Here is a 22,152-nt window from a genome sequence, read left to right on the forward strand (position 1 = left end):
TCGTGCGCTTCTCGTTCCACGCCGATTAAACGGACCTAGCGAGGCATGGCTGGGGAGATCTTCATATTCTTTCAGCACCTGAGCCCAATCCGCCCCATTGGCGATGACATGGGTAGACAACGGCCAGCCGCGTCGCGGTCGGCTGCGTGGAGTATAACCTATAGCTGTTAGAACGGTCTATCTGGACCCTCAACTGATGCTCGCTTGGGCTGCTTGCGCTCTGGCTAATCGAATGACAGGAATAATGAAAGTAAGATCAACCGATGAAACGCCACGACGAACAAATGTCCAACAACGCGAGGACAACCGAACGGGCCTTCAGCGGCCCTCGTTCGGCGCTTCGGGTGATGGATATCCTGCAGGCGTTAGCGGCCGAACCGGAAGGTCTTACGCTGGCAAAGCTCAGTGACCGCCTAAAACTGCCGAAAACGAGCGTCTTCAGCCTCATGCGCGCGCTCGAAGGCGGGGGATATGCTCGCAGCGACAACGGCCACTACATTCTCGGCGATCAAGCGATCAAGCTTGGCGCGAGCCTGGCTCAGGCTCGATCGTTCCCGAAATGTGCGCGTCCCGTCCTGGAGCGGCTCGCACGAGAGACCGAGGAGACGATCCTGCTCGGTGTCCTCTCCGAGGAGGGCCACGAGATATCTTACGTCGATGTCATCGAATCGGAAAAGCCGCTGCGCTTTGCGGTCCGCATCGGCAACCGGCGGCCGCTGTATTGTACGGCCGCAGGAAAGGCGATGCTGGCATTCCTACCAGAGAATGTTCAGACGGCGTATCTGACCCAGACCAAGTTTGTAAAGTTCACGGACGACACATCCTCGAAAGAGGAACTCGTCGCCATGTTCCCCGAAATCCGTCACCGCGGCGTCGTTGTCGACGCTAATGGTATAATTGATGGCGCCACCGGCATCGCGAGCCCCTGTTTTGACGAGGCCGGCCTCGTCAGCTGCTCGGTGACGATCGCCGGCCCTACCGCGCGCCTGCTGCTTGCGCGCGAGCACATCGAGCGGCTGACCTTCAAGGCCGCCGAACAGATCTCGCAGATCCTCGGCTATCGCGGCCCATATCCGCCGGCAGAAGATTCTGCCGAGCGGGCCGACACCGGCAAGCGGCGCAAGAAATGACCTCGCGCCAGGGACGCCGTCCGGTCAGCCGTCAATCCAGAGAGTATCCCTGATTTCAGCGCCGGCGGCCTGCACGTTCTTGTCCATCTGCAGCAGCTCGAACAACGACGAGCCGGTCTTCAGACGGTCGCGCAGCTCGATCTCCTTCCGATTGCGCTCCCGTGCGCCCTTCACCGCACGCTCGAGCGAGCGCAGCGGAATCGCGAGCGCCCCGTCATCATCGGCGACGATCACGTCACCGGGATCCACACGTACGCCGTCGCAAACGATCGGCACGTTCACCGCGCCGGGGCCGCGCTTTTCGGGATGACTGGAGGAGATCGACGTCGACCAGGTCAGCGAGCCGAGCTCACGCAGCGCAGCGACATCCCGGGCCGGACCATCGACAATGATGCCCGCAATCCCCTTCTGCTTGGCGAAGGTCGCGGCCACGTCGCCCCACAACGAGCCGTGCGCGCCACCGCCGTTGACGAGGACGAGCACCTGGCCTCGCTGCGCGACGTTGAGGGCGGCATGGATCATGAGGTTGTCGCCAGGGAAATTATACGACGTGACGGCTTGGCCCGCGATCCGCTGGCCTGGCGCGATCGGCCGCATGCGCGAGCTCATGAGCTGCATGCGCCCCTCGACCGGGCCGAGTGCCTCGTGCAAATCGGAGACCGGATATTTTGCGACCTCGGCCAGGAGGTCTGCCGGGCATTGCGGAATGCGCTTGTAGATGACGGACTGCATGTTTCCTCTTTCTGTAAGCGTTCTTCACGTACGAAGGGTTTTCAAGTTGCCCGGAGCCGCATCCTCGGGTGCTCACACGAGCCGCATCTGCCAACGGTCATGATCGAGCATTGCATCAGCCAAATCCGTACAGAGCCGCCGGATTTCGAACCATGATCTTGGTCAGGACGGTTTCGTCGCACCACGAATAAAGCGCCGAAAGGAGATCTGTCGCGTCAGGGGTCGGTCCATGCGTTGCGGCATGCGGCCAGTCGGTCGCCCACAGCAGACGATCCGGTGCCTCAGCCAATAAGGCTTCGACGAGCGGCTCGAGCTCGTCATAAGCCGGTGCAGCGGTATTCATGTGATACGGCGCCGAAATCTTCGTCCAGCAATTGCCCGATCGGAGCAGCCGAAGGAGAGCCTGAAAAGCAGGTTGTTCCGTTCCCTTTTGGGCGTCGGGATCGGCCAGGTGATCGATCACGAAGGGGCACGGCAATTTTTGCAGCCGGTCCTCAAGCGCGACGATGGAGCGACCGTCGAGCATCAGCGCGACATGCCAGCCCCATCGCCGAATCCGGGATGCAATTCGCTCCAGCTGTGCGAGCGGCAAGCTGCCTGGCCGGGTCGCAATGAACCTCACGCCTCTCGCGCCCTTGTGGTGTAGCTCGTCGAGTTCTTCGTCCGAGACATCGGGATCGACGACGACAACTGCACGTGTTTCCACGCCTGCGATTTCGCGCATCGCATCGAGCTGCCGGCTGTTATCCGATCCATAGACGCTGGCCTGGACGATGACGGCACGATCGATGCCAAGCCGCTCGGCCAACGCCATATAGGCTGCGGGTGTTGCAGCAGGCGGCGCGTAGGTCAGCTCGGTCCGATAGGGATATCGGGCCTCCGGGCCGAAGACATGGAAATGGGTATCGGTCCGTCCCGGCATGGTCTTGAAACTTGCTTGAGAACTCCGGGTCACCGTTCTTCTTTCTTCTTGGCACGACATCGTCGAGACCTTCGACCGCGGCAGACGGTCCGGAGCCTCACTTCCCGATCAGATTTGGCAGCGCGTGCGTAAACCAGGGGACATAGGCGATGAGCAGCACGCCGAGACAGAGCACAACGAGGTACGGCACCATCGATCGCGACGCCTGGTCGATGTCCGCGCGTACGACAGCGCAAGCGATATAGAAGCCGATGCCGACAGGCGGCATGAAGACGCCTACGCCGATCGACAGGATGATTACCATCGCATAATGAATGGAATCGATGCCGAGTTGATTGGCGATCGGCATCAGGACGGGTGCGAGGATGATGATCGCCGGCAACCCCTCCAGCAAGGCCCCGACGATGATGATCAGGGCGATCGAACCCAGGAGAAACAGCAACTTGCTGTTGCCGAGCAGCGCGACGACCTGGCTCAGATGCGCGTTCAGCCCGGCGGCGGTCAACACCCAGCCGAATGCGCCCGCGGCCGCGACGATGAACAGAACCATCCCTGTCAGCCGTCCGGCTTCAATCAGGATTCTGGCGCATGCCCTGAGCGTGAGCGCGCGATAGAACACGGATGCGAGGACAAGCCCATACAGCACGGCGATCGAGGACACTTCGGTCGGTGTGGCGAAGCCGAACTTGATGCCGAGGATCATGATGACCGGCATGCCGAGCGGCAGCAACGCGTCCGTGCCGGCCCTGGCTCGCTCTCCGGCGGTCGCTTTGGGATTGGCGGACAAACCGCTGTTGCGGGCGGAAACATAGATCAGCAGCATGAGCATCACGGCAATCACTGCCGCGGGTATCAGACCGGCGACGAACAGCGTGCCGATCGAAACCGGTGTCACCGTTCCGAGGATCAGCATCGCGATGCTCGGCGGGATCGTCTCGGACATTGCGGCCGATGCCGCCAGCGCCGCGGCGGATTCCTGGGGCTTGTAGCCCGTTCTTTCAAGCTCTCGCCGCATGACGGATCCTACGGCGACCACGTCGGCCGCTTTCGATCCGGAGATACCCGACACGAGATAGGTCGTGATCACCACCACCTGGAGCAGACCGCCACGGAAATGGCCGACCAGCGACATCGCAAAGCGCACGAAGCGCACGCTGATTCCGCCCTGATCCATGATACCGCCGGCGAGGATGAAGAACGGTAACGCCAGCAGGATGAAGTTGCTGTTGGCGTCGATCATGCTCTGCGCGATCGCGACCAGTGGAATGTCGTTGGCCAGGAGGTAGATCAGCGAGCCCGCCATCAGTGCGAAGCCGATCGGCATGCCGATGCCGATCATGGCGAACAGCACGATCAAGAGCGCCACCAGCGAATATCGCGAGCTGAAAGTCTGTGTGAAGAGGCTGGCATCGGCGAACAGGCAGCCGGCAAGCACGGTAGCGGCGGCAAGCGCGACCAGGAGCGGTCGCCCGCGCTTTGCCAAGAGCCGCTCGGCGGCGGTCAGGGCGATCAGCAGCAGCCCGAGCCCGAGCGGCACGACCAGGGTGGCGGTCGGCCAACCCGTGATCGGCAGATGCTCGTCGAGACGGACCATGAACAGCGAGGCGCTGCCCCGGAGGATGGATATCGCCGTCACCAGCACCCCAAGGTCGACCACGCAGCCCAGGACCTGTCGCCAGTGCGGGGTCAAACGCTTTGTGATGACCTCGATCGAGGCATGTTCGGCGCGCCGATAGGCGATGGCGCCGCCCATGAAGGCAATCACGCTCAGCGACAATTTTGCGGTTTCGTCCACCGACAGGATGGAGAACGGCGTCACCTCGCGAATCAGCACGGAGAGCAGCGTGATGGCCAGCTGCAACGCCAGCGCGATCGCCACCATGATCTCGGCGATGGCACCGAGACCAAAGCGCGACAGAGCGTGGCTGTGCCCTGAAGCCGGAACATCACAGACCTGCTCGGTCATCCCTCGGCGGCTTTCAGCAGTTTGTCGATGAGCTGCTCGCCCATCGACGTGCGGAACTGAGCGAACACGGGCTCGACCTTTTGCCTGAACGGCGCGTAGTCGACGGGGTTGAACTGGATGCCGGCATCTTGGCAGGTTTTCTTGGCCGCGGCGGAGGCCTCGACGATCGACTTGCGGGTGTCGTTGCCGAACCGCAGCGCTTCCTCACGCAGGACCTTCAGGTGCGTCGGATCGAGCTTGTCGAGCTTGAACTTCGAGCCGAGCAGCGCCATCGCGTTGTAGGTGTGATTGGTTTCGGAAACGAATTTCGTCACCTCGTGCAGCTTGGTCGCGACGACGGAGAGCAGCGGGAATTCGTAGCCGTCGATCGTGTTCTGCGTCAGCGCCAGATACATCTCGGAAACGTCGAGCGACACGGGCTGGGCGTTGAATGCCTTGGCCATCGCGACGAAGACCGGGCTTTGCTGGATCCTGAACTTCATCCCGGAAAGGTCGTCGGGAGCTCGCACGACCTTTCTGGTGGTCTCCACCACCCGCCAGCCATTGGTGCTCCAGGCCAGGCCATAGACATTCTTCGGCGCGAGGCTGGCGAAGATCATCTGGCCGATCTCGCCATCGGTCACCCTTTCGCCGCTGCGCGCGTCGCGGAACAGGAACGGCAGATCGAGCACCTGCATCATTGGGAAGATGGAGGAGAGGAATCCCGCGGTGTGGTACACGAGATCGACCGTCCCGGTCGCAACGCCGGTCGCGATGCTGACACTGGAGCCAAGCTGTCCGCCGGCGAAGATATCGATCTTGACAGCGCCATTGGTGCGTTCGCCTACCCGGCCCGCAAAGGCTTCCGCCATCTTGTGGTTGGGATGGAGGTTGCTGTCGGGATGAGCGAATTTCAGGGTGACCGCCCCCTGCCCCCGCGCGATGTTCGGCGCGAAAAGACCAAGGGCCGGCGCGCCGATGCCCGCGAGCAGCGTCGTCTTCACGAACGCTCTCCGAGTGTGATTCATTGTCACGATCTCCTCCCTGCTCGTAACGATACTCGTTGGAACGCGGCCAACTCGCGTGGCCGTTGCCGTTCAGTTCAGCAAATTTTCGCGGAACGTCTCGCCCTCATATGCGGTGCGGAACACACCTCGTTTCTGCAGAATTGGGATCACCTGGTCAACGAATTCCTCGACGCTGGAGGGCGTGGTCGTCGGCGTGATATTGAAACCGTGGCACCCGGTCTCCCGCCAGATCGTCTCGAGCTGATCGGCAACCTGCTCCGGTGTTCCGATCAGTTGCGGCATGCCGACCGCAAGGCCCCAGCGTACCGCCGCCTCGCGCAGCGTGAAGCGGCGATTCTCGAACGAGGCCGACATGGCCTTCATCAGACCCTGCGATGCCTGCGTCTTCTGCTCCTCGAGCGGCAGATCGAGCTCGACTTGGCTGAAATCCACCCCGAGCGAACCGGACAAGCGGCTCAGCGCGGCCTCAAGCGGAATGCGCGCGGCGAATTCGTCGAGCCGGCGCCTCGCCTCCGCCTCGGAGCTTCCGAGAATCGGCTGCACGCCGAACGTCACCTTGGGCGCGGCCGCGCTCCCCGATGCTGCGCCGAGCTCCTGCATGAAGGTTTTCATGCCGCCCAGATGCGGTTGAATGGAGAACACCACGTCGGCGTGCTTCTGCGCGAAGCGCTGGCCGCGGCCGGAGGATCCGGCCTGGAACAGCACCGGATGGCCCTGCCGCGACGGCAAAGCCGGCGGCACCGTATGGCAGCGGAAATACTCGCCCTCGTGATTGATGATGTCCACCTTGGCCGGATCAGCATAGACGCCTGTCGTCCTGTCGGCCTGGACCGCGCCCTCGCGCACCCCGCTCCAGAGCGCACGACAGACTTCCATATATTCATCGGCGCGATCGTAGCGCTGGTCGTGATCGAGTTGATTGAGACCGAGTGCACGGTACTCGCCGCGCAGATGGCCAGTGACGATGTTCCAGCCGACCCGACCGCCGCTCATATAGTCGAGCGTCGAGAGCGAGCGGACCGCCTGATAGGGATGATTGGCCGAAATGGAGAGCGTCACCGCAAGGCCGAGCCGATCGGTGGCGGCGGCGAGTGCACTCAGCAGAACGACCGGATCGTGCGGCGGCCAGCACACGCCGTAGCGCACCGCCTCGTCGGAACGCTCCTTGTAGCGGTCGAACACACCCGGCGTATCCGCGAAGAACAGCCCATCGAACAGGCCGCGCTCATAGGTCTGCGCAAGCCTCTGCCAGCGCTTCAGGCTTCCCATCGCCTCGAGACGCTGATCGGCGGGATCCGACCAGCTCAGGATCGTGTGATTGATAGGCGAGTTGATCAGAAACCCGATCAAGTGCATGCCGCCACGCATGAAGTCGCTCCCTCCGAAAAGCCGAGCCGCATCGCGCTGGCGCGACGCCCCGGTTTTTCCTTGCGTTCTCATTTCGGAACGTTATCCTTATATAAGAATAGATAGCCAATCACCACGGCTGTCAAGCCGGTTGCGCTCACGTGTCGTCACGGAATGCGCGGCTTAACGAGACGCGGATTAACTCCGCGCACGGGAGAACTCGACGATGTATGCAGCACCGCCAAGCGTGGAGGCGCGCGTCTTCACTGCAATCCCCGAGCATCTGTTCAAGAGCGGCCAGCGCTCGGAATGGGCTGAGGTGCAGTTTCACGGCGCACCGACGCCGACCTTTCTCGAAGGCCCATCCTTTGACCGCAATGACGATCTCTGGGTCGTCGACATTCCTTGGGGCCGCCTGTTGCGCATCACGCCGAACGGTGAGGTCAGTGTTGGCGCGGAGTACGACGGTGAGCCGAACGGCCTGAAGTTTCACAGGGACGGGCGCGGCTTCATCACCGACCACAAGCAGGGCATCATGGTGTTCGACCCGGCCACGGGTCGCGTCGAGCCCTTCCTGGAGCGCTCGCTGTTGCAGCGATTCAAGGGCGTCAATGATCTCGTGTTCGCCTCGAACGGCGACATGTACTTCACCGATCAGGGGCAGACCGGATTGCATGATCCGAGCGGCCGCCTCTATCGATTGCGACCCAGTGGCCAGCTCGATTGCGTGCTCGACCGGATTCCGAGCCCGAATGGCCTCGTGCTCAACAAGGCCGAGACGATGCTGTTTCTGGCGGTGACGCGCGCCAATGCGATCTGGCGGGTGCCGCTGATGCGCGACGGCACCGCAAGCAAGGTTGGCACCTTCATCCAGCTTTCCGGAGGTGGCGGCCCCGATGGCCTTGCGATCGACGAGGACGACAATATCGCGATCTGTCACGTCGGCCTCGGCGCCACCTGGCTGTTCAGCGCGCTCGGAGAACCGATGCTGCGCATCAAGTCTCCGAAGGGACTTCTCACCACCAATTGCGCCTATGGCGGTCCGGATCGGCGGACACTCTTCATCACGGAATCGAAGAGCGGTACGATCCTCGCAGCGGAAATGCCGGTGGCGGGACGGCCGATGTACTCCCACGCTGCGTGATCAGGATATTCGCAGCAACCTCCGAGCGACTGACCAGAAGGCCGAGTGCACGCCATGCAGCAGTTCTCCCCGACCATCGCGGCCGTCGACAGCGGCGATCCCAAGGCAGATCCGGCCGCGTTTCGGCGCTGCCTCGGCCAATTCGGGACCGGCGTGACCGTCGTCACCGCCGCTCACGGTGACGAGCTCGTCGGAATGACGGCGAACTCGTTCTCCTCGGTCTCGCTCGATCCACCGCTCGTGCTGTGGTCGGCCAAGCGAACGAGCCAGAGCTTCCCGACCTTCAAGGTCGCCACGCATTTCGCCGTAAACATTCTATCCAGCGACCAGATCGCTCTCTCAAATCATTTTGGCCGCTCGGGCGGCGACAAGTTCGGGGGCGTCTCCTGGAAGCGCGGCATCGGCGGCGCACCGCTGCTCGAGGGAACGCTGTGCAGCTTCGAATGCCGCAAGGCGGCCGAATATCCCGGCGGCGATCATCTGATCATGCTGGGTGAAGTCGAACGCTTCGTGCGCCACGACCGCGGCCCGCTACTGTTTGCGCAAGGACGCTATTGCATGGCCGCCGACTTCGCCGATCCCACCGACCTGTCGAAGGCGACCGGACAGGCGCACGCCGGCGGCCCGATGAATGAGTTCATGACGGCGCTGATGTATCGTGCCCATGGCGTGCTCTCGGCAGCGCTCGACGAGGGTCGCCATGCCGAAGGTCTCAGCGTCCTGCAGAGCCGGTTGATGGCCGCGATCGAAACGTTGCCGGGACGCACGCTCGCGAGCTTGCTGCCTGAATTGTTTCTCGGGCTCAACGCCGCGGAGAGCACCGTGAACGAGCTAGTGCGCATGGGCCTCGTCGAGGCCGACGCTAGCGGCGGCTTGACACTCACGGCCATGGGACGCGACCGCAACCACGCACTACACGCGCGCGCCCGCGCAATCGAGGCAAAGGAACTGTCCGGCATTTCGCCCGGCGAGATCGCGAGTTGCCGGCACGTTCTCGACAAGCTCGTTCGCCGCGCACCGACGGCATAGTAAGAACCAAGGCCGACGACGAAGGAACAATGGTAATGAAGAAACGTATCGCAATCGTCGGCGCCGGCGCTGTCGGCAGCTATCTCGGCGGCCATTTGGCGCGCACCGGCAACGACGTCACGCTGATCGATCCCTGGCCCGAGCACATCGAGACGATCCGCCAACGCGGGCTGCATCTGTCCGGCATGAGGGATGAGGAAACCTGCATCGTTTCGGTCCCGACGATGCACCTCACCGAGGTGCAGAGCCTTTCGAGGCAGCGGCCGATCGATATCGCGATCATCTCCAGCAAATCCTACGATACCGAATGGTGCACGACCCTCATCAGGCCGTATCTCTCGCCGCAGGGCTACGTCGTCTCGGCGCAGAATTCGATCAACGAGGAGATCATCGCCGGCGTCGTCGGATGGGGACGCACGGTCGGCTGCATCGTCGGCAATAATTTCGCCGTCGATCTCTATGAACCGGGCTGCGTCCGTCGCACCATGCCGCGCGACTTCGAGACCAAATCGATTCTCGTCGGTGAGGTCCATGGGCGCGTGACGCCGCGCGTGAAGGAGCTGCACGCCCTGTTTACCCCGATCGACGGCTCTGGCGTCACTACCAATCTGTGGGGCGTGCGCTGGTCGAAGCTCTGCGTCAACGGCATGCGCAACGGCGTCAGCGCCGCGACCGGCATGAGCGGAAACGAACGCGACGCCCATCCCGTGATCCGCCGCCTCGTCATCCGCCTCGGCGGCGAAGCGATCCGGACCGGCCAGTCGCTCGGCCTCGACCTCGAGCACATCACGGGCATCGAGCCGAACCTGCTACGCTCGGCATCCGAAGGCGACGCCACGGCGCTGGCCGAGGTCGAGCGGCACATGCAGAAGGGAACCGGTTCGCAGGCGCGCAGCAATTTGCAGCGTCCCTCGATGGCACAGGATATCCAGAAGGGGCGGCGCACCGAGATCGGTGAGATCAACGGCTTCATCGTCCGCAAGGCGAAGGAGGCCGGCTGCGCAGCGCCGGCGCATGAGCGGATCGTCGATATCGTCCGCAAGGTCGAACGCGGCGAGGTTACCCCGCGCCCGGAGCTGCTGTTCGAGATTTGAGATAGAAAGCCGGGCGATGGAGACGATCAACATGCTGCTGCCGCCGCTCGAAGCGTGGGTCGCAACCATCTTCGCGCGGGCCGGACTCGGCGAAGATGACGCGAGGCTGGCAGCCCGTCGTCTGCTGCTCGCCGACATCACGGGCGTACGGACCCATGGCATCGCGCGTCTGCCCTCGTATTGGCGCCAGCTCGCGCGCCGCGGCTTGAACCCGAGGCCGGATATCAAATGCGGCTGGCATGGCACGGTGTTGGTAATCGACGCCGATCTTGGGCTTGGACAAATCGTTGGCCCCAAGGCGTTGGCACTGGCGATGGATGCGCTTGGCCCGACCCGACCGTTCGTCCCCTTTTTGATCCGCAACGCCGGACATCTTGGCGCAGTCGGCTCGCATCTGCTCGACGTCGCCGAAAGCGGCAGGGTCGGCTTCCTGTCGCAGGTGACCCAGCCGGTGATGGCTCCCGGGGGCGCAACGCGGCCGGCAATCGGTAACAATCCCATTGCATTTGCAGCGCCGAGGCCGGACGGACCACCGCTGCTGATCGACTTCGCGATGAGCAATGTCGCGCGCGGCAAGATCCACGTCGCCCTACGCGATGGCCTGCCGATCCCGGAAGGCTGGGCGATCGACGCGGAGGGCCGGCCGACGACCGACCCGACCGCGGCGCTCGCCGGCTCGATCCTACCGGCCGCCGGTCACAAGGGACTCGCGCTGGCGATGATCGTGGAAGTGCTTGCGGGAGTGCTGACCGGGGCAAGGCCCCTGTTGTCGGAAGGCGGCGCCCCGGGCGGCGTCGGCGCCTTCGGCTTCGTGTTCGATCCGGCGGCGCTCATCGGCAAAGATGCTTTCGATCAGAACATGCAGGCTTGGACGCAGCGCTATCTCGCAGCGGTCGGAGGAAATGGCCGCATTCCCGGCGAGCGCGCGGCAGAACTGCGCGCGCAAGCGGACCAGGTCGGGATCGCGATCGAGCGCAATCTCTTCGAACAACTTGCCGAACTCGGTCGAGAAGGCGGAGCGGTACTTCCAGCTTAGTTCAATCGTTCGCAGGTGAGCTCCGAGGTGCGGTTTGTGGTGGCCGTCTCGTGCGCTGGCGGCGCCGGTGGGAGGACGCGACCGATGAGGGACGTGGCGGTCGTTACGGGCGCAGGGCGTGGAATCGGTCGTGCAATCGCCGACGCGCTCGGTAAGGCCAATTTCACCGTCGCCCACGTGAGTCCCGAGGATCTGGAGCAGGAGCCAATTCCGGCTCCCGACCGGTATTATAGATACGATGTTTTCCGAGATCGGGAAACGATGCGTTGCTGGCCCGGATTGCGGGAGAGCTCGGCGAGCCACCTGCCTGGTCAACAATGCTAGCGTAAGCTCACTGCAGCACTGCAGCGCGGGGATATCCTCGACCTTGAGCCGGAAAGCTACGATCGGACGCTGGACATCAACCTTCGTGCCGGCTTTTTCCTCACACAGTGTTTTGCGAGGAGGTGCCTGGGCCTCGTCGAAAGGCGCCCGGGATCGGTGATCTTCATCGGCTCGGCGAATGCAGAGATCATCGGCGAAAACAGGGCCGACTGTTGTATCAGCAAGGCGGGCGTTGGAATGACACCCGGCCTGACGTCGTAGATGGTGATAGGCTCGGAAGCCAGTCGTGAGGCGAACAGCTTCGTCATCATTCGCACCGAGATGACAGCCGCGGCGAAGGATCGTTATGACGATTTGATCGCCACCGGCGGCATTCCAATGGCGCGCTGGGGCCTGAAGAGATCGGCCGGGCCGTGACCCTCCCTGTTCGCGGAGAGATCCCTTATGCGATCGGCATTCATATCGACGTTGGCGGTGGCCAACAGCTCTCCCGCCTTTGAACTTGAGCTTGCAGTCTTGCGTCCGGTCGAGTTCAGAGCAGAGCGCGTCAGGCGTCAGCGATTCGCGAGGCGATATCCTCGAGCGGACGCCGGCTGAAATCCTTCGCGAGCTGGATTTTGAGCAGTCCGAGCTTCGCAGTCTTCGAGTGCTGATTTGATGGTCGGTGGTGCCAAGAAGCCTATGTCTCGCCCCAGCCGGGCGGGAGCGGCTGGTCCAACCCCGCAGGCAGCTCGGTTCCCGCGCCACCCAAGTGGGTGATGGTCTAGCGGGGTAGTTCGGCGATCTCACCGCCGCGGTCTCCCGGGCTCACTCTATGTCTGGGCGCAAGTCACATCGTTGCGCGAGTTCCTGCCGCATCGGGCCGCAACGCCTCGCTCAGGGGAAGCCATGGCCGCTTGCTAGTCGGTCAATCAATCTATCTAACATCTTGTCGCAGCGGTCAATCTGGTCAATTTCGATAAACTCATCCGGCTTGTGACCCTGCTGCATCGACCCCGGTCCGCAAACGATCGTTGGAACCCCCAGTCTCTGCAAAAACAGGCCGGCTTCCGTTCCGAATGGCACCTTCACCACGTTGGCGTCACCGGTGAGAGACTTGACAAGATGGACGACCGGGGCGTCGCAGGCGATATTGAGCCCGGGATAACTGTTGACTACATCAATATTTATAGCGGCTTCGGACGCGATGGTCCTTGCGCCATTGGCGATTTCACTCGCTCTAGTTCGCAGCCTACTCAATATCTCCTCAGGTATCTCCGCTGCGACATTCCTGATCTCGAACTCTAACTCGCATCGGCTCGGCACAATATTGAGCATTCCCCCCGATTTAATCGTGCCGACGTGAAGCGTTGTATACGGAATTTCGTAGCTCGCATCCCGCGCGCCCTCGTCGCACAACTTAGCTTGCTCTCTGCGGATGGCTTCGACAAATTCGCAACCCAAATGGATCGCGTTTATCCCGGTAGGCGCCAATGCGGAATGGCATTCCCGGCCAACGCAAGTAACGCGAGCCGCAACCTTGCCTTTGTGTCCGATTGCAACGTTCATATTTGTTGGCTCACCAACGATACAGAAAGATTGCCGTTGCAGCTCATTCACCATCGAGTCAAGCAGACCTCGCACTCCTACACAGCCAATCTCTTCATCATATGATAGTGCCAGGTAGAGAGGCGCATTTAAGCGTGTCTTCGACGCCTTAAGCGCGGCGGAAATGGCACAGCCCACAAAGCCTTTCATGTCTGCAGTTCCACGACCATACAGCTTACCGTCTTGTCGTGTGGCGCTAAATGGCGGTTTGGTCCAGCTCTGATCATCGGCCGTAACGACGTCCGTATGACCTGAGAGAATTGCGCCTGGCCGATCATCGGGTCCGATCGTAGCCAGCAAACTCGCTTTTCGCCCGTCCTGCGAATAGACAAGACGGCAGGTCACGCCGTTTTCGCGAAGCAGCTGAACGACAAAGTCAATCAAATTGAGGTTTGATTCCTGGCTGACGGTCGGAAACGCAACCAACCTCTGAATAATGGCGATGCTGTCCATCTGTATTTTGCTCAGTTTTCCAGTTCTTCTGAGGTTCGTAGCGTTCGCTCGTCGCCAGACTACAGCGTCATCATGGTTGTCCGAGACAGCATCAGATCTCCGCTATGAAAGGTCGATACAAAATTAACCCCAATCTGCCCGACATTTGCCAATGCCCACAATTCAGGGGTCTTCTGTCAACATCCGCGGGTTTGCGTAGACTGCTGACTTGAAGCGTATAGCTCAATCTACTCTGTGCTCTGGCACCGCGTCATGAAGACGATCAAGGGAGCGGTGCGGCCAATGGCGAGCGCTCGTCGGAGCGCTATTCGTCACCCGGGACGCCGAACGAAGGAGCCGCTCGTGGATCAAGCGCGCGCTTCACGTAGGCGTTAAGTTGGGGTTTGTAGACCTTCCAGGCAGAAACGAGCAGTTCGATCGGACACTCTTGTGTCCAGTCGCAGCGCAGGTCCACGACTGGCCAACTGACTTGGTCAACAAGCTTCATGCCGGCTGAGTGTAACGGACCGGCCTCCCCGCCGGCGGCCAACCCGGCTCTTAGTGACGCAATCAGGCGGTCACCAAGATGCCCTGACGAACCAATGAATGCATCGACAATTGCGTGCGGTACTCCGTCATTTGCTAGGAGATTGCCGCCGGCCGCGACATTTTCTCCGCTCGTCTGAGCCCATATGCCTAGTGAATTGGGCCCTGAATAAACAGCGGCATTTCCGTCGCGGTCAACTGCCAGTAGCTGGCGATACTCGATAAATCGACTACGTTGTTTCACTTCTTCGACGGCTTCCCACGCGGACATGCCGCTCTCCATCGCATCCAAGGCCAATGGTCCTAGCGAGGGATCAGTTACGTTCTGCGAAGCGACCGCGCCGACACCAGCTCGCGCGAATGAACACCTTGAAGCGACAGCCGGAGATGAAGACGAAATCGCTACGCCGAACATTCCAGTCTGGTCGCACCGAGCAACTAGGGAAAACGTCATACGCTCACTCGGGTATCACCGCTGTGGCGTCGATTTCAACAAGCCACTCAGGTCGCGCCAACGCTTGGACAACAAGTCCTGTGGACACGGGATGCACGCCCTTTATGTACTGACCCATCGTTCGATAAACGGCCTCCCGATGCCGCACGTCGGTAAGGTAAACGACAACCTTGACCAAATGTTCAATCTTACCGCCACTTTCTTCGATGAGTTGCTTAATATTCTGCATCACCTTATGCGTCTGCTCGACAGGATCATGGCTGTCGATGTTGACGGCGTCATTCAAGCTCTGGGGGCACTGGCCCCGTAGCCAAATAATTTTTCCGCCGCTAGTCACCACTGCCTGACATAGATCATTGTCGAGCTTCTGCTCCGGATAAGTGTGTTTCGTATTGAATTTCCGAATCCGCCTATGAGCCACTTCTTGCTCCTTCTTACGTGTCAGCACCCGCAACCCCAACTGGTGAACTGTTTCGCCAAAAAACTTAGGGGCCTCCCGTCGCTTTTCGTGGATCAACTTTCTCCGATTTTACGACGTGATGTTCCAGGTAACGCCGCCGAGTAGAGATACGATCAGCAATATATTTAGCGTCATGCCAGACACCCCAGATAAAAGCGGACCCTCGCCTAGATTGCCAAGGCAAGCCCACAAAGTAGACGCCCGGCTCCGAGGATACCCCACGTTGGTGTTCGGGTTTTCCGGCCTCGTCGAAGGCCTTGACCTTAAGCCAGCTGTAGTCCGACGAAAAGCCCGTCGCCCAGATGATCGTATTCACGCCGGCAGTCTTTAGATTGAGCTCACGCTGCGGATTCATTAGGCAGTCCGGGTCCGGGAGTAACCTGCGCGCTTCAGGCTCCTCCGGAAGTGCAAGTCCATTCCGCCTAACGTATTCATCGGCCTCATCCAACAGAGTGAAGAGCGAGGCGTCACCCATCGCGACATTCTTCGCGAGATCACTGGCAAACGTTACGTTGCCTGCCTCGAACGCTTCAGTTGAGCCAACAAGCATCATTCCGTCTGCGGCGAGCTTCCTGAAGTCGACCGTGTATCCCCCACGGGCCCCACTGACGGAGATCGTTACGTGCTCGGTACCGCGAACTCTTGCTTCATTATCCCACTTTCCCAAGACGCCGAGCCACCAGCAGAAGTCGTAGCCGCGGTAGGAGCGCGGGGGGCGTTCGTGGGGGCCCACGGAGAGATAGACCTTCCGATCAGAGCGCAGAAGTTCGTCTGCGATCTGGCTTCCGGAAGATCCTGCGCCAACAACCAACACGGCCCCTCTAGGCAACTGCTCCGGGTTTCGGTAGTCGCTCGAGTGAATTTGGACGACTCCAATGTCCTGCGGTACTACTTGAGGTATTGTCGGAATCTGGAATGGACCGATCGCTGCAACTACGTTATTTGCCTCCAACGTCCCTTGCGAGGTTTCCACTCGAAAGCCCAATCGTCCCTCGTTCCGTTGTACGGCCGTAACCTCCACCCCACAGCGCACCGGCGCGGCAATCTTCTTTGCGTAGGCAACGAAATAGTCCGCGATCTCCTCCTTACCCGGGAACGCATCAGGGTGCGTCTGAAATGTTAGGCCGGGGAAACGGTCATGCCACGCGGGACCATTAGCCACCAGCGAGTCCCACCGGGCTGTTCGCCATCTCTCCGCGATCCGGTGCCTTTCCAAGACGACGTGAGGAATACCAGCCGAAGTCAGATGTTCACTCATAGCCAGCCCTGCCTGACCGGCTCCGATCACGATCGTATCTACTACTTCTAATGACATCTCTGTATCCATTTCTAATTCGATTGAGTGATCGCGTCGAACATGGAGGAAATCCGGTTCGAGAGTTTGGAGGCGAGCATGATCATGTGGGATTATGTCGGAGCGCTTAGGCCTGCATCTATGCGCCGCAGAAGCTGTTCTGAAACTGAGCGCGGAGTTGCAACATGATGGCATCATACCGCTATGGAATTAGCGACTATCCGTGCGCTTGATACAACCGCCATCCCATTCAGGTTGTGGCCATTGCGGCTCGCCGGCGCTAATAAGGCTCGATGTGAACCATTGCGGGTTCGGGCAAATACATCACGGAATCCGACCAGGCCGTCCCTCATGGAAATAGACCTCGCGTATTCTTGGCGCCCCGCACCCGCTCGACGCCTATGGCCATGGCCGCCGTGCGATTGAACACCTTGTCGCGGCTCGCCCTCGCCACCATCCGATCGAACGCTCGATCGAGAATCTGGTATTCGCGTCGTACTACTTCCTCCTCTTCCCAGAAGAGTTGTTGCAGATCCTGCACCCATTCGAAATAGCTCACCACTACCCCGCCGGAATTGCACAGAATATCCGGGATCAGGAAGATCTCATTCTGTCGCTGCGTAAGAACCAGATCGGCTTCCGGTGTCGTCGGCCCATTGGCCCCTTCAGCGACAATACGGCAACGCAGCTTCGTGGCGACAGCAGCGTCGATGACCCGCTCCATCGCGGCTGGCACAAGAACATCACAAGACAGCGTGAGGACTTCCTGCGGATCGAAGGCTAGTTCACTCGAATACCCCGAGAGACTGCCATGTGTTGCCGCATGTACCACGAGTTCTGGAATGTTGAGGCCGGAAGCGCAGTAGAGCGCGCCGGTGTGGTCGCTGACGGCGATCACTTTAACGCCCATATGGTGAAGCTCAAGTGCGGCGATCGAGCCGACATTTCCGAAGCCCTGCACAGCAGCCGTTGCATGGTTCAGATTGATGCCCTGTTCGTTCATCACGCGGCGCGTCAGATGCGCGACGCCCCGCCCTGTCGCCTCGCGGCGTCCCAATGTCCCTCCGGCGCTGACCGGTTTACCGGTAACGATCTCCGTCACGGTCCGGCCCTGATACATCGAATAGGTGTCCATAAACCACGCCATCACCTGCTCGTTGGTCCCCATATCGGGGGCCATGACATCAGTGTGAGGGCCAACGAAGGGGATCATCTCCTGCATGTAGCGGCGTGATAATGCCTCTAGTTCGCGCCTTGATAGATTCGATGGATCGACGCTGATGCCGCCCTTGGCGCCACCATAGGGCAAGCCGGTTAGGGCGCACTTCCAACTCATCCAGATCGCAAGCGCAGCAACCTCGCCGAGGTCCACACTAGCCGCGAAGCGCGTGCCGCCTTTCGTAGGTCCTAGCGTGAGGTGATGCTGAACTCGATACCCTTCAAAAACCGCCGTCGTGCCGTCGTCTCGATGAATAGGACAAGATACAGTGATCGCGCGCTTTGGTATTAACAAGCGCGCCCTCGCGTCCTGCGGCACAGACAGGTGATCAGCGATCACTTCGAACTGTTGTACGGCCATGTCAAAGACAGGTCCACTGTATGTGGTCACGTTTGCTCCATTGTACTCGATCGAAACCGGATCGGACGGCGGATAGCTACCATTCGAAGTATTCCCGCCGCTGTAAGAGGCAAGCAAGCCCCTTCAGCGAGGTCGTTATGCTGAATTTCAACGAGATTCGATGAGCTGAGCGCTCAAGGTAGGTCGAAATGCCCTTGGACGGATGCCTTGCGGAAAACAACGTTCCCTTGCTTTTAGACACCTGCTGTCGCTGGATAGGGAAAACAACAAGCACTACACGAGAGCGGAGACATCAATTGTGTACATTCGCCTCCGTCTCTCGTGATAGGAGTCGATGCAAACGCACTTCCCATCGCGGCTCCACCTTGGGTGAAGATCACACCGGTTCTCTTTAGCCAGAGTTGGATCAGTATAAAAGCTTCCGAGGTCGAGCCGGACTTCATTGTTGGCATCGAAAAGGAAGAGATCACGCAGGTTGGTCTCGGAATGCGGATACGTATCGCTCAAAAGCCAGCGCATATTCACAGGTGAATAGGACATGTGTCCGTTCTCTCTTAGGAGGCCGTCGCCAATAGTCTGGACTAAGCCATTGTGCGCGTCTTGGTAAACCTGATAGTTTATACGTCCGGCGTGAGGTCCCCAGACGACGATGCTGCTATCATCCCGCCATAACGGGTGAGAGATCTGGTATTCGGACTTTTCGTAGTCGTAGGTACCTACGGCCTTTGAATCGAACCGCCGAGCCAGCTGCGGCAATGGATGATCAGAGCATTCAAGGAGACGTAAGTTGCTTCCATCCGGATCCATTGTGATCAAGCGATGCAAGAAGCAGGTCTCGTCTTCAACACGCTCTGTCCATCGGTGAAGGAAGAGCACACGTGTTGATGACGGATTTATCTCAATATGGCTCACCCAATGAATTGCCTTATCCATGGATGGCTTATGAGCAAGCTCGTAAAGTTGGCGGTAACTGACAACGAGTGTCGAGTCGCCGCTTGCAATGTCGAGGCGCCAAATGCCATCATCGTCCGGTGCATTATCCAGTGGAAGCCGTCCCGCGAGTGCGCAGTAGCCGATCGTCTCATGCGTTTTGTAGAGACGTCGATAGTCAATGCACATCGCGAATTTGCTGTTCGCGGCTACGACGTAAATCGGGATATTGAGATCGCGAGTGCGCCCCGTATCCACGTCGGTAATCCGCGCACCGATGTTGGGATACGGGCCACCCGCGTCGTGCGACGTACGAATATTGTAGATTATGTTACGGCCAGGCATGCCGGTGAGCCATTGTAGTTGGCTCCCCATTTGCCAGTTCCAGGCTTGGGTTCGATCAACCAGCCGAAACTCACGCGCTTCATCAAAATAACCGACATTGCAGCCGCTATTTCTGCCAATGCGGAAGTTAGGTTCATCGACTTGGTGGCCTAGGATAAGGCGACCCTGCCCGTCCCACGGCGTCTTATTATAGTAACCAAAAAAGAAGTTGTAATCCTGACCACCAAGTCGTGTGATGCTGACTCTTTCGTTGATAGTTGAAGGGGACATTGCTCCTCACAGAGTCGTCGTGGTCGATTGCCCAAATGGCATGACGCCTAGTAGGCCTTATTGGTGATGAATCTGGTATTGAGATAGCCTTCAGTTGATTCTAGGCCACCCTCGGAACCGTACCCAGACTCTTTGACGCCGCCAAAGGGCGTTTCCGGCAAGGCAAGGCCCAGGTGGTTGATGCTGAGCATACCGACCTCAAGATTCTCCGCCAGGAACTGAGCGTTCGCCGATGATTCCGTGAAGGCATATCCGGCGAGCCCGAAGGGCAATCGGTTAGCCTCTGCAACAGCTTCATTTGGATTGTCAAAGCCGCTAATGAGCGCGATTGGGCAGAATGGCTCATCGTTCATGACTCGCATCGATGGATCGACATTCGCAAGTACTGTTGGCTGCCTGAATGTTCCGCGAGTAAATAAGCTCTCGCCGCCGCACATGAGCTTTGCGCCTCGCTGCCTCGCGTCGTCCACAAATTGATCGAAGAGTTTCCCTCTGCGTTCGTTCGCGAGGGGGCCCATCTGCGTTGTCGCATCCAGACCGTTGCCAACGACAAGCGATTGTGTCTTTTCAACAAAAGCTGCGACGAACTCATGATAAACATCGTTGTGTACCATAAACCGCGTCGGCGCGGCGCAGGTTTGACCGGCGTTGCGATACTTGCCTGAAACGAGCAGCGCCGCGGCTGAGGATATGTCGGCGTCTTTGAAGACAATCGCCGGCCCATGCCCGCCGAGTTCCATCGTCGTCCTCTTCATCTGCTCGCCCGAGAGCGCAGCTAGATGTTTTCCAACCGGAACAGAGCCGGTGAAGGAGATCTTCCGAATCGCCGGGTGGGCAATCAGGTGCCGCGATATTTCATCGGGAGTGCCGTATGCGAGCTGGACAACACCTGTTGGAATGCCAGCATCGACAAGTGACGTGATGATTGCCGCGGCAGATCGTGGCACCTCTTCCGAGGCCTTGACGATCACGGAGCATCCGGCAGCCAACGCTGGAGCAAGCTTCTTCGCGACTTGGCTCGCGGGGAAATTCCACGGGGTGAACGCAGCAACCGGGCCTACTGGAGCACGTACGACATATTGCGCAACGCCTGCTGCACGCGACGGTATCACGCGCCCATAGAGCCGCCTTCCCTCTTCAGCAGCCCATTCGAAGGCATCGGCGCAACTCGCGATCTCCGCTCGCGCTTCCAAAAGAGGCTTACCTTGCTCCAAGGTGAGAACATGGGCGATGGACTCTAGTCGATCGCGGAGCAGGCCAGCTGCCTTACGTAGCGTAACTCCGCGTTCCACCGCGGGCGTTCTCCGCCAAACATGGAACGCCTTCTCGGCGGACGCAGCTGCACGGTCGAGATCGGCCACCGTCGCCTTAGCGACGTGACCGATCTCCTCGTCAGTTGCTGGATTAAAGATCGGGATCGTTTGCTTCTCAGAGCCGGAGCACCATTCTCCGTCAATAAAGAGGAGCGTATTCTCATATTTCATGTGTTCCCCGCAAGTCATCCGTTATTAAAGCGTCCATTCAAATAGACCAGCGGAGACGCATCGTGGAGACCGATCTCGATGACATCGCCAACGATTATGACGTGATCGCCGCCATCAAAGCTGCTGTTCAGGTGACAGATAATATATGAGGCGACGTCCTGGATAATTGGTAATCGATTTAGACCTTCTCGATAGGAAATCGCCGAAAACTTATCTGTCCCCTTCTTTGCAAACGTCATCGCAATGCGCTCTTGGGATGAGGAGAGCATGTTGATGCAAAACCACCCTGTCGAAGTGATGGCGGGGAGCGAGTTCGACTTTCTGTCGATGCATATCAGGTATTGCAGGGGGCTGATCGATAGGCTGACGACGGCGCTCATCGTGGTGCCGAAAAGCGCTCCGTGACTATCGACTGCAGTTACGACGGCGATTCCAGAGGCCCACTTCCGCGACACTTCTCGAAATGTTTCGGGCGTCGCTGTGGCAATGGCGCGACCTGCATCGATCATCTAATGGACCCTCCTTTGAGGTACCAGCGAAAGCATGATAGCGGTGGCGAAGGACGGCCCCGTCCACAGCGAACAAAGACGTATCATTGCCATTGGCCTTCATCCAATTGAGATACTGAAGGCATGTATTCGGATCAGGCATAGTTGCACCAAACTCGCATGTTCCGCGCGCGGCGCGCAGCGCGCTGATTGCCATTGACCGTTGATTATACTCCTACCAACGCCACTCATCCGTGGTCACGGGCGCCTCAAATGCCAGCTGTGTTAGGCAGCCCGGTGGTCTCCAACGGTCACGATGACCAGGCGACGATGCTTCGGAGTCCCCTACGCAGAATCCGTTCATCCTCGAGCCAAGCCGCTCTCAAACCGCGACGGTAGCCATTCACTCCTCAGAAAAAAGGAGCGCCGACCTCTGAGGCTGGCGGCCGAGTTCGGGAGGGACGCACAGAAGGGCGTAACCGGTATGAGCTCCCACGTCTGCAGTGATCAGCCTGTGCGAGCGTAGCGGGTCGGCATCCAGTACTGACGCAT

General features: G+C 59.8%; 21 protein-coding genes. 8 read left to right on the top strand and 13 right to left on the bottom strand.

Annotated features, from left to right (window positions below):
* Positions 1 to 263: 263 nt before the first annotated feature.
* Positions 264 to 1,130 carry an IclR family transcriptional regulator gene (locus L6637_RS28920; protein ID WP_128929556.1) on the top strand — a complete coding sequence of 289 codons (867 nt, stop codon included), beginning with the start codon at positions 264 to 266 and terminating at the stop codon, positions 1,128 to 1,130.
* 24 nt (positions 1,131 to 1,154) lie between these two features.
* Here the strand turns inward: L6637_RS28920 and L6637_RS28925 are convergent, their stop codons facing one another.
* The 5 genes from L6637_RS28925 to L6637_RS28945 form a co-directional block, all read right to left on the bottom strand.
* A complete protein-coding gene (locus L6637_RS28925; protein WP_128929555.1) occupies positions 1,155 to 1,862 on the bottom strand; it encodes an RraA family protein in 708 nt (235 codons plus the stop codon).
* Positions 1,863 to 1,977: 115 nt separating this feature from the next.
* Positions 1,978 to 2,844, bottom strand: a complete 867-nt coding sequence (locus L6637_RS28930) for an amidohydrolase family protein (RefSeq protein WP_128955172.1) — start codon at positions 2,842 to 2,844, stop codon at positions 1,978 to 1,980.
* A gap of 37 nt (positions 2,845 to 2,881) precedes the next feature.
* Positions 2,882 to 4,750, bottom strand: coding sequence for a TRAP transporter large permease subunit (locus L6637_RS28935; RefSeq protein WP_128929553.1), 1,869 nt, complete (start codon positions 4,748 to 4,750; stop codon positions 2,882 to 2,884).
* Positions 4,747 to 5,733, bottom strand: coding sequence for a TRAP transporter substrate-binding protein (locus L6637_RS28940; protein WP_164934238.1), 987 nt, complete (start codon positions 5,731 to 5,733; stop codon positions 4,747 to 4,749). The genes L6637_RS28935 and L6637_RS28940 overlap by 4 nt, the downstream gene beginning before the upstream one ends.
* 93 nt (positions 5,734 to 5,826) lie before the next feature.
* Positions 5,827 to 7,125: an NtaA/DmoA family FMN-dependent monooxygenase gene (locus L6637_RS28945; protein ID WP_128929551.1), complete on the bottom strand. Its 1,299-nt coding sequence runs from the start codon at positions 7,123 to 7,125 to the stop codon at positions 5,827 to 5,829.
* A 205-nt stretch (positions 7,126 to 7,330) separates the two neighbouring features.
* Here L6637_RS28945 and L6637_RS28950 point away from each other — a divergent pair, with 205 nt between their 5' ends.
* The 7 genes from L6637_RS28950 (at position 7,331) to L6637_RS28970 (ending at position 12,148) form a co-directional block, all read left to right on the top strand.
* Entirely contained in the window at positions 7,331 to 8,248 is a 918-nt protein-coding gene (locus L6637_RS28950; protein ID WP_128929550.1) for an SMP-30/gluconolactonase/LRE family protein, read from the top strand.
* Positions 8,249 to 8,302: 54 nt separating this feature from the next.
* A complete protein-coding gene (locus L6637_RS28955) occupies positions 8,303 to 9,277 on the top strand; it encodes a flavin reductase (protein ID WP_128929549.1) in 975 nt (324 codons plus the stop codon).
* 35 nt (positions 9,278 to 9,312) lie between these two features.
* A complete protein-coding gene (locus tag L6637_RS28960; protein WP_164934239.1) occupies positions 9,313 to 10,371 on the top strand; it encodes a ketopantoate reductase family protein in 1,059 nt (352 codons plus the stop codon).
* 16 nt (positions 10,372 to 10,387) lie between these two features.
* Positions 10,388 to 11,407: an Ldh family oxidoreductase gene (locus L6637_RS28965; RefSeq protein ID WP_164939084.1), complete on the top strand. Its 1,020-nt coding sequence runs from the start codon at positions 10,388 to 10,390 to the stop codon at positions 11,405 to 11,407.
* Between the two features lie 84 nt (positions 11,408 to 11,491).
* Positions 11,492 to 11,731 carry an SDR family NAD(P)-dependent oxidoreductase gene (locus L6637_RS42850; protein ID WP_128929546.1) on the top strand — a complete coding sequence of 80 codons (240 nt, stop codon included), beginning with the start codon at positions 11,492 to 11,494 and terminating at the stop codon, positions 11,729 to 11,731.
* Between the two features lie 75 nt (positions 11,732 to 11,806).
* Complete coding sequence (locus tag L6637_RS42855) at positions 11,807 to 11,992, top strand: hypothetical protein (protein WP_367401020.1); 186 nt, start codon at positions 11,807 to 11,809, stop codon at positions 11,990 to 11,992.
* On the top strand, positions 11,993 to 12,148 hold the full coding sequence (locus L6637_RS28970; protein WP_164934241.1) for a hypothetical protein: 156 nt from the start codon (positions 11,993 to 11,995) through the stop codon (positions 12,146 to 12,148).
* 459 nt (positions 12,149 to 12,607) lie between these two features.
* On the opposite strand, the gene argE is transcribed toward L6637_RS28970, so the two are convergent.
* From argE to L6637_RS29010, 8 genes are all read right to left on the bottom strand, one after another.
* On the bottom strand, positions 12,608 to 13,771 hold the full coding sequence (argE, locus tag L6637_RS28975; protein WP_128955170.1) for an acetylornithine deacetylase: 1,164 nt from the start codon (positions 13,769 to 13,771) through the stop codon (positions 12,608 to 12,610).
* Positions 13,772 to 14,075: 304 nt separating this feature from the next.
* Positions 14,076 to 14,750: a DUF1028 domain-containing protein gene (locus L6637_RS28980; RefSeq protein ID WP_128929544.1), complete on the bottom strand. Its 675-nt coding sequence runs from the start codon at positions 14,748 to 14,750 to the stop codon at positions 14,076 to 14,078.
* Between the two features lie 4 nt (positions 14,751 to 14,754).
* Complete coding sequence (locus L6637_RS28985; protein ID WP_128930145.1) at positions 14,755 to 15,171, bottom strand: RidA family protein; 417 nt, start codon at positions 15,169 to 15,171, stop codon at positions 14,755 to 14,757.
* A 64-nt stretch (positions 15,172 to 15,235) separates the two neighbouring features.
* Positions 15,236 to 16,525 carry a flavin-containing monooxygenase gene (locus tag L6637_RS28990; RefSeq protein WP_128930144.1) on the bottom strand — a complete coding sequence of 430 codons (1,290 nt, stop codon included), beginning with the start codon at positions 16,523 to 16,525 and terminating at the stop codon, positions 15,236 to 15,238.
* 328 nt (positions 16,526 to 16,853) lie between these two features.
* On the bottom strand, positions 16,854 to 18,113 hold the full coding sequence (locus L6637_RS28995; protein ID WP_128929543.1) for a Glu/Leu/Phe/Val family dehydrogenase: 1,260 nt from the start codon (positions 18,111 to 18,113) through the stop codon (positions 16,854 to 16,856).
* Positions 18,114 to 18,356: 243 nt separating this feature from the next.
* On the bottom strand, positions 18,357 to 19,628 hold the full coding sequence (locus tag L6637_RS29000) for a hypothetical protein (RefSeq protein WP_128929542.1): 1,272 nt from the start codon (positions 19,626 to 19,628) through the stop codon (positions 18,357 to 18,359).
* Positions 19,629 to 19,675: 47 nt separating this feature from the next.
* Positions 19,676 to 21,112, bottom strand: a complete 1,437-nt coding sequence (locus tag L6637_RS29005) for an NAD-dependent succinate-semialdehyde dehydrogenase (RefSeq protein ID WP_128955169.1) — start codon at positions 21,110 to 21,112, stop codon at positions 19,676 to 19,678.
* Between the two features lie 14 nt (positions 21,113 to 21,126).
* A complete protein-coding gene (locus L6637_RS29010) occupies positions 21,127 to 21,621 on the bottom strand; it encodes a flavin reductase family protein (protein ID WP_128929540.1) in 495 nt (164 codons plus the stop codon).
* Positions 21,622 to 22,152: the final 531 nt, after the last annotated feature.

It is taken from the genome of Bradyrhizobium zhengyangense, assembly GCF_022012435.1.
Lineage (GTDB): Bacteria > Pseudomonadota > Alphaproteobacteria > Rhizobiales > Xanthobacteraceae > Bradyrhizobium > Bradyrhizobium zhengyangense.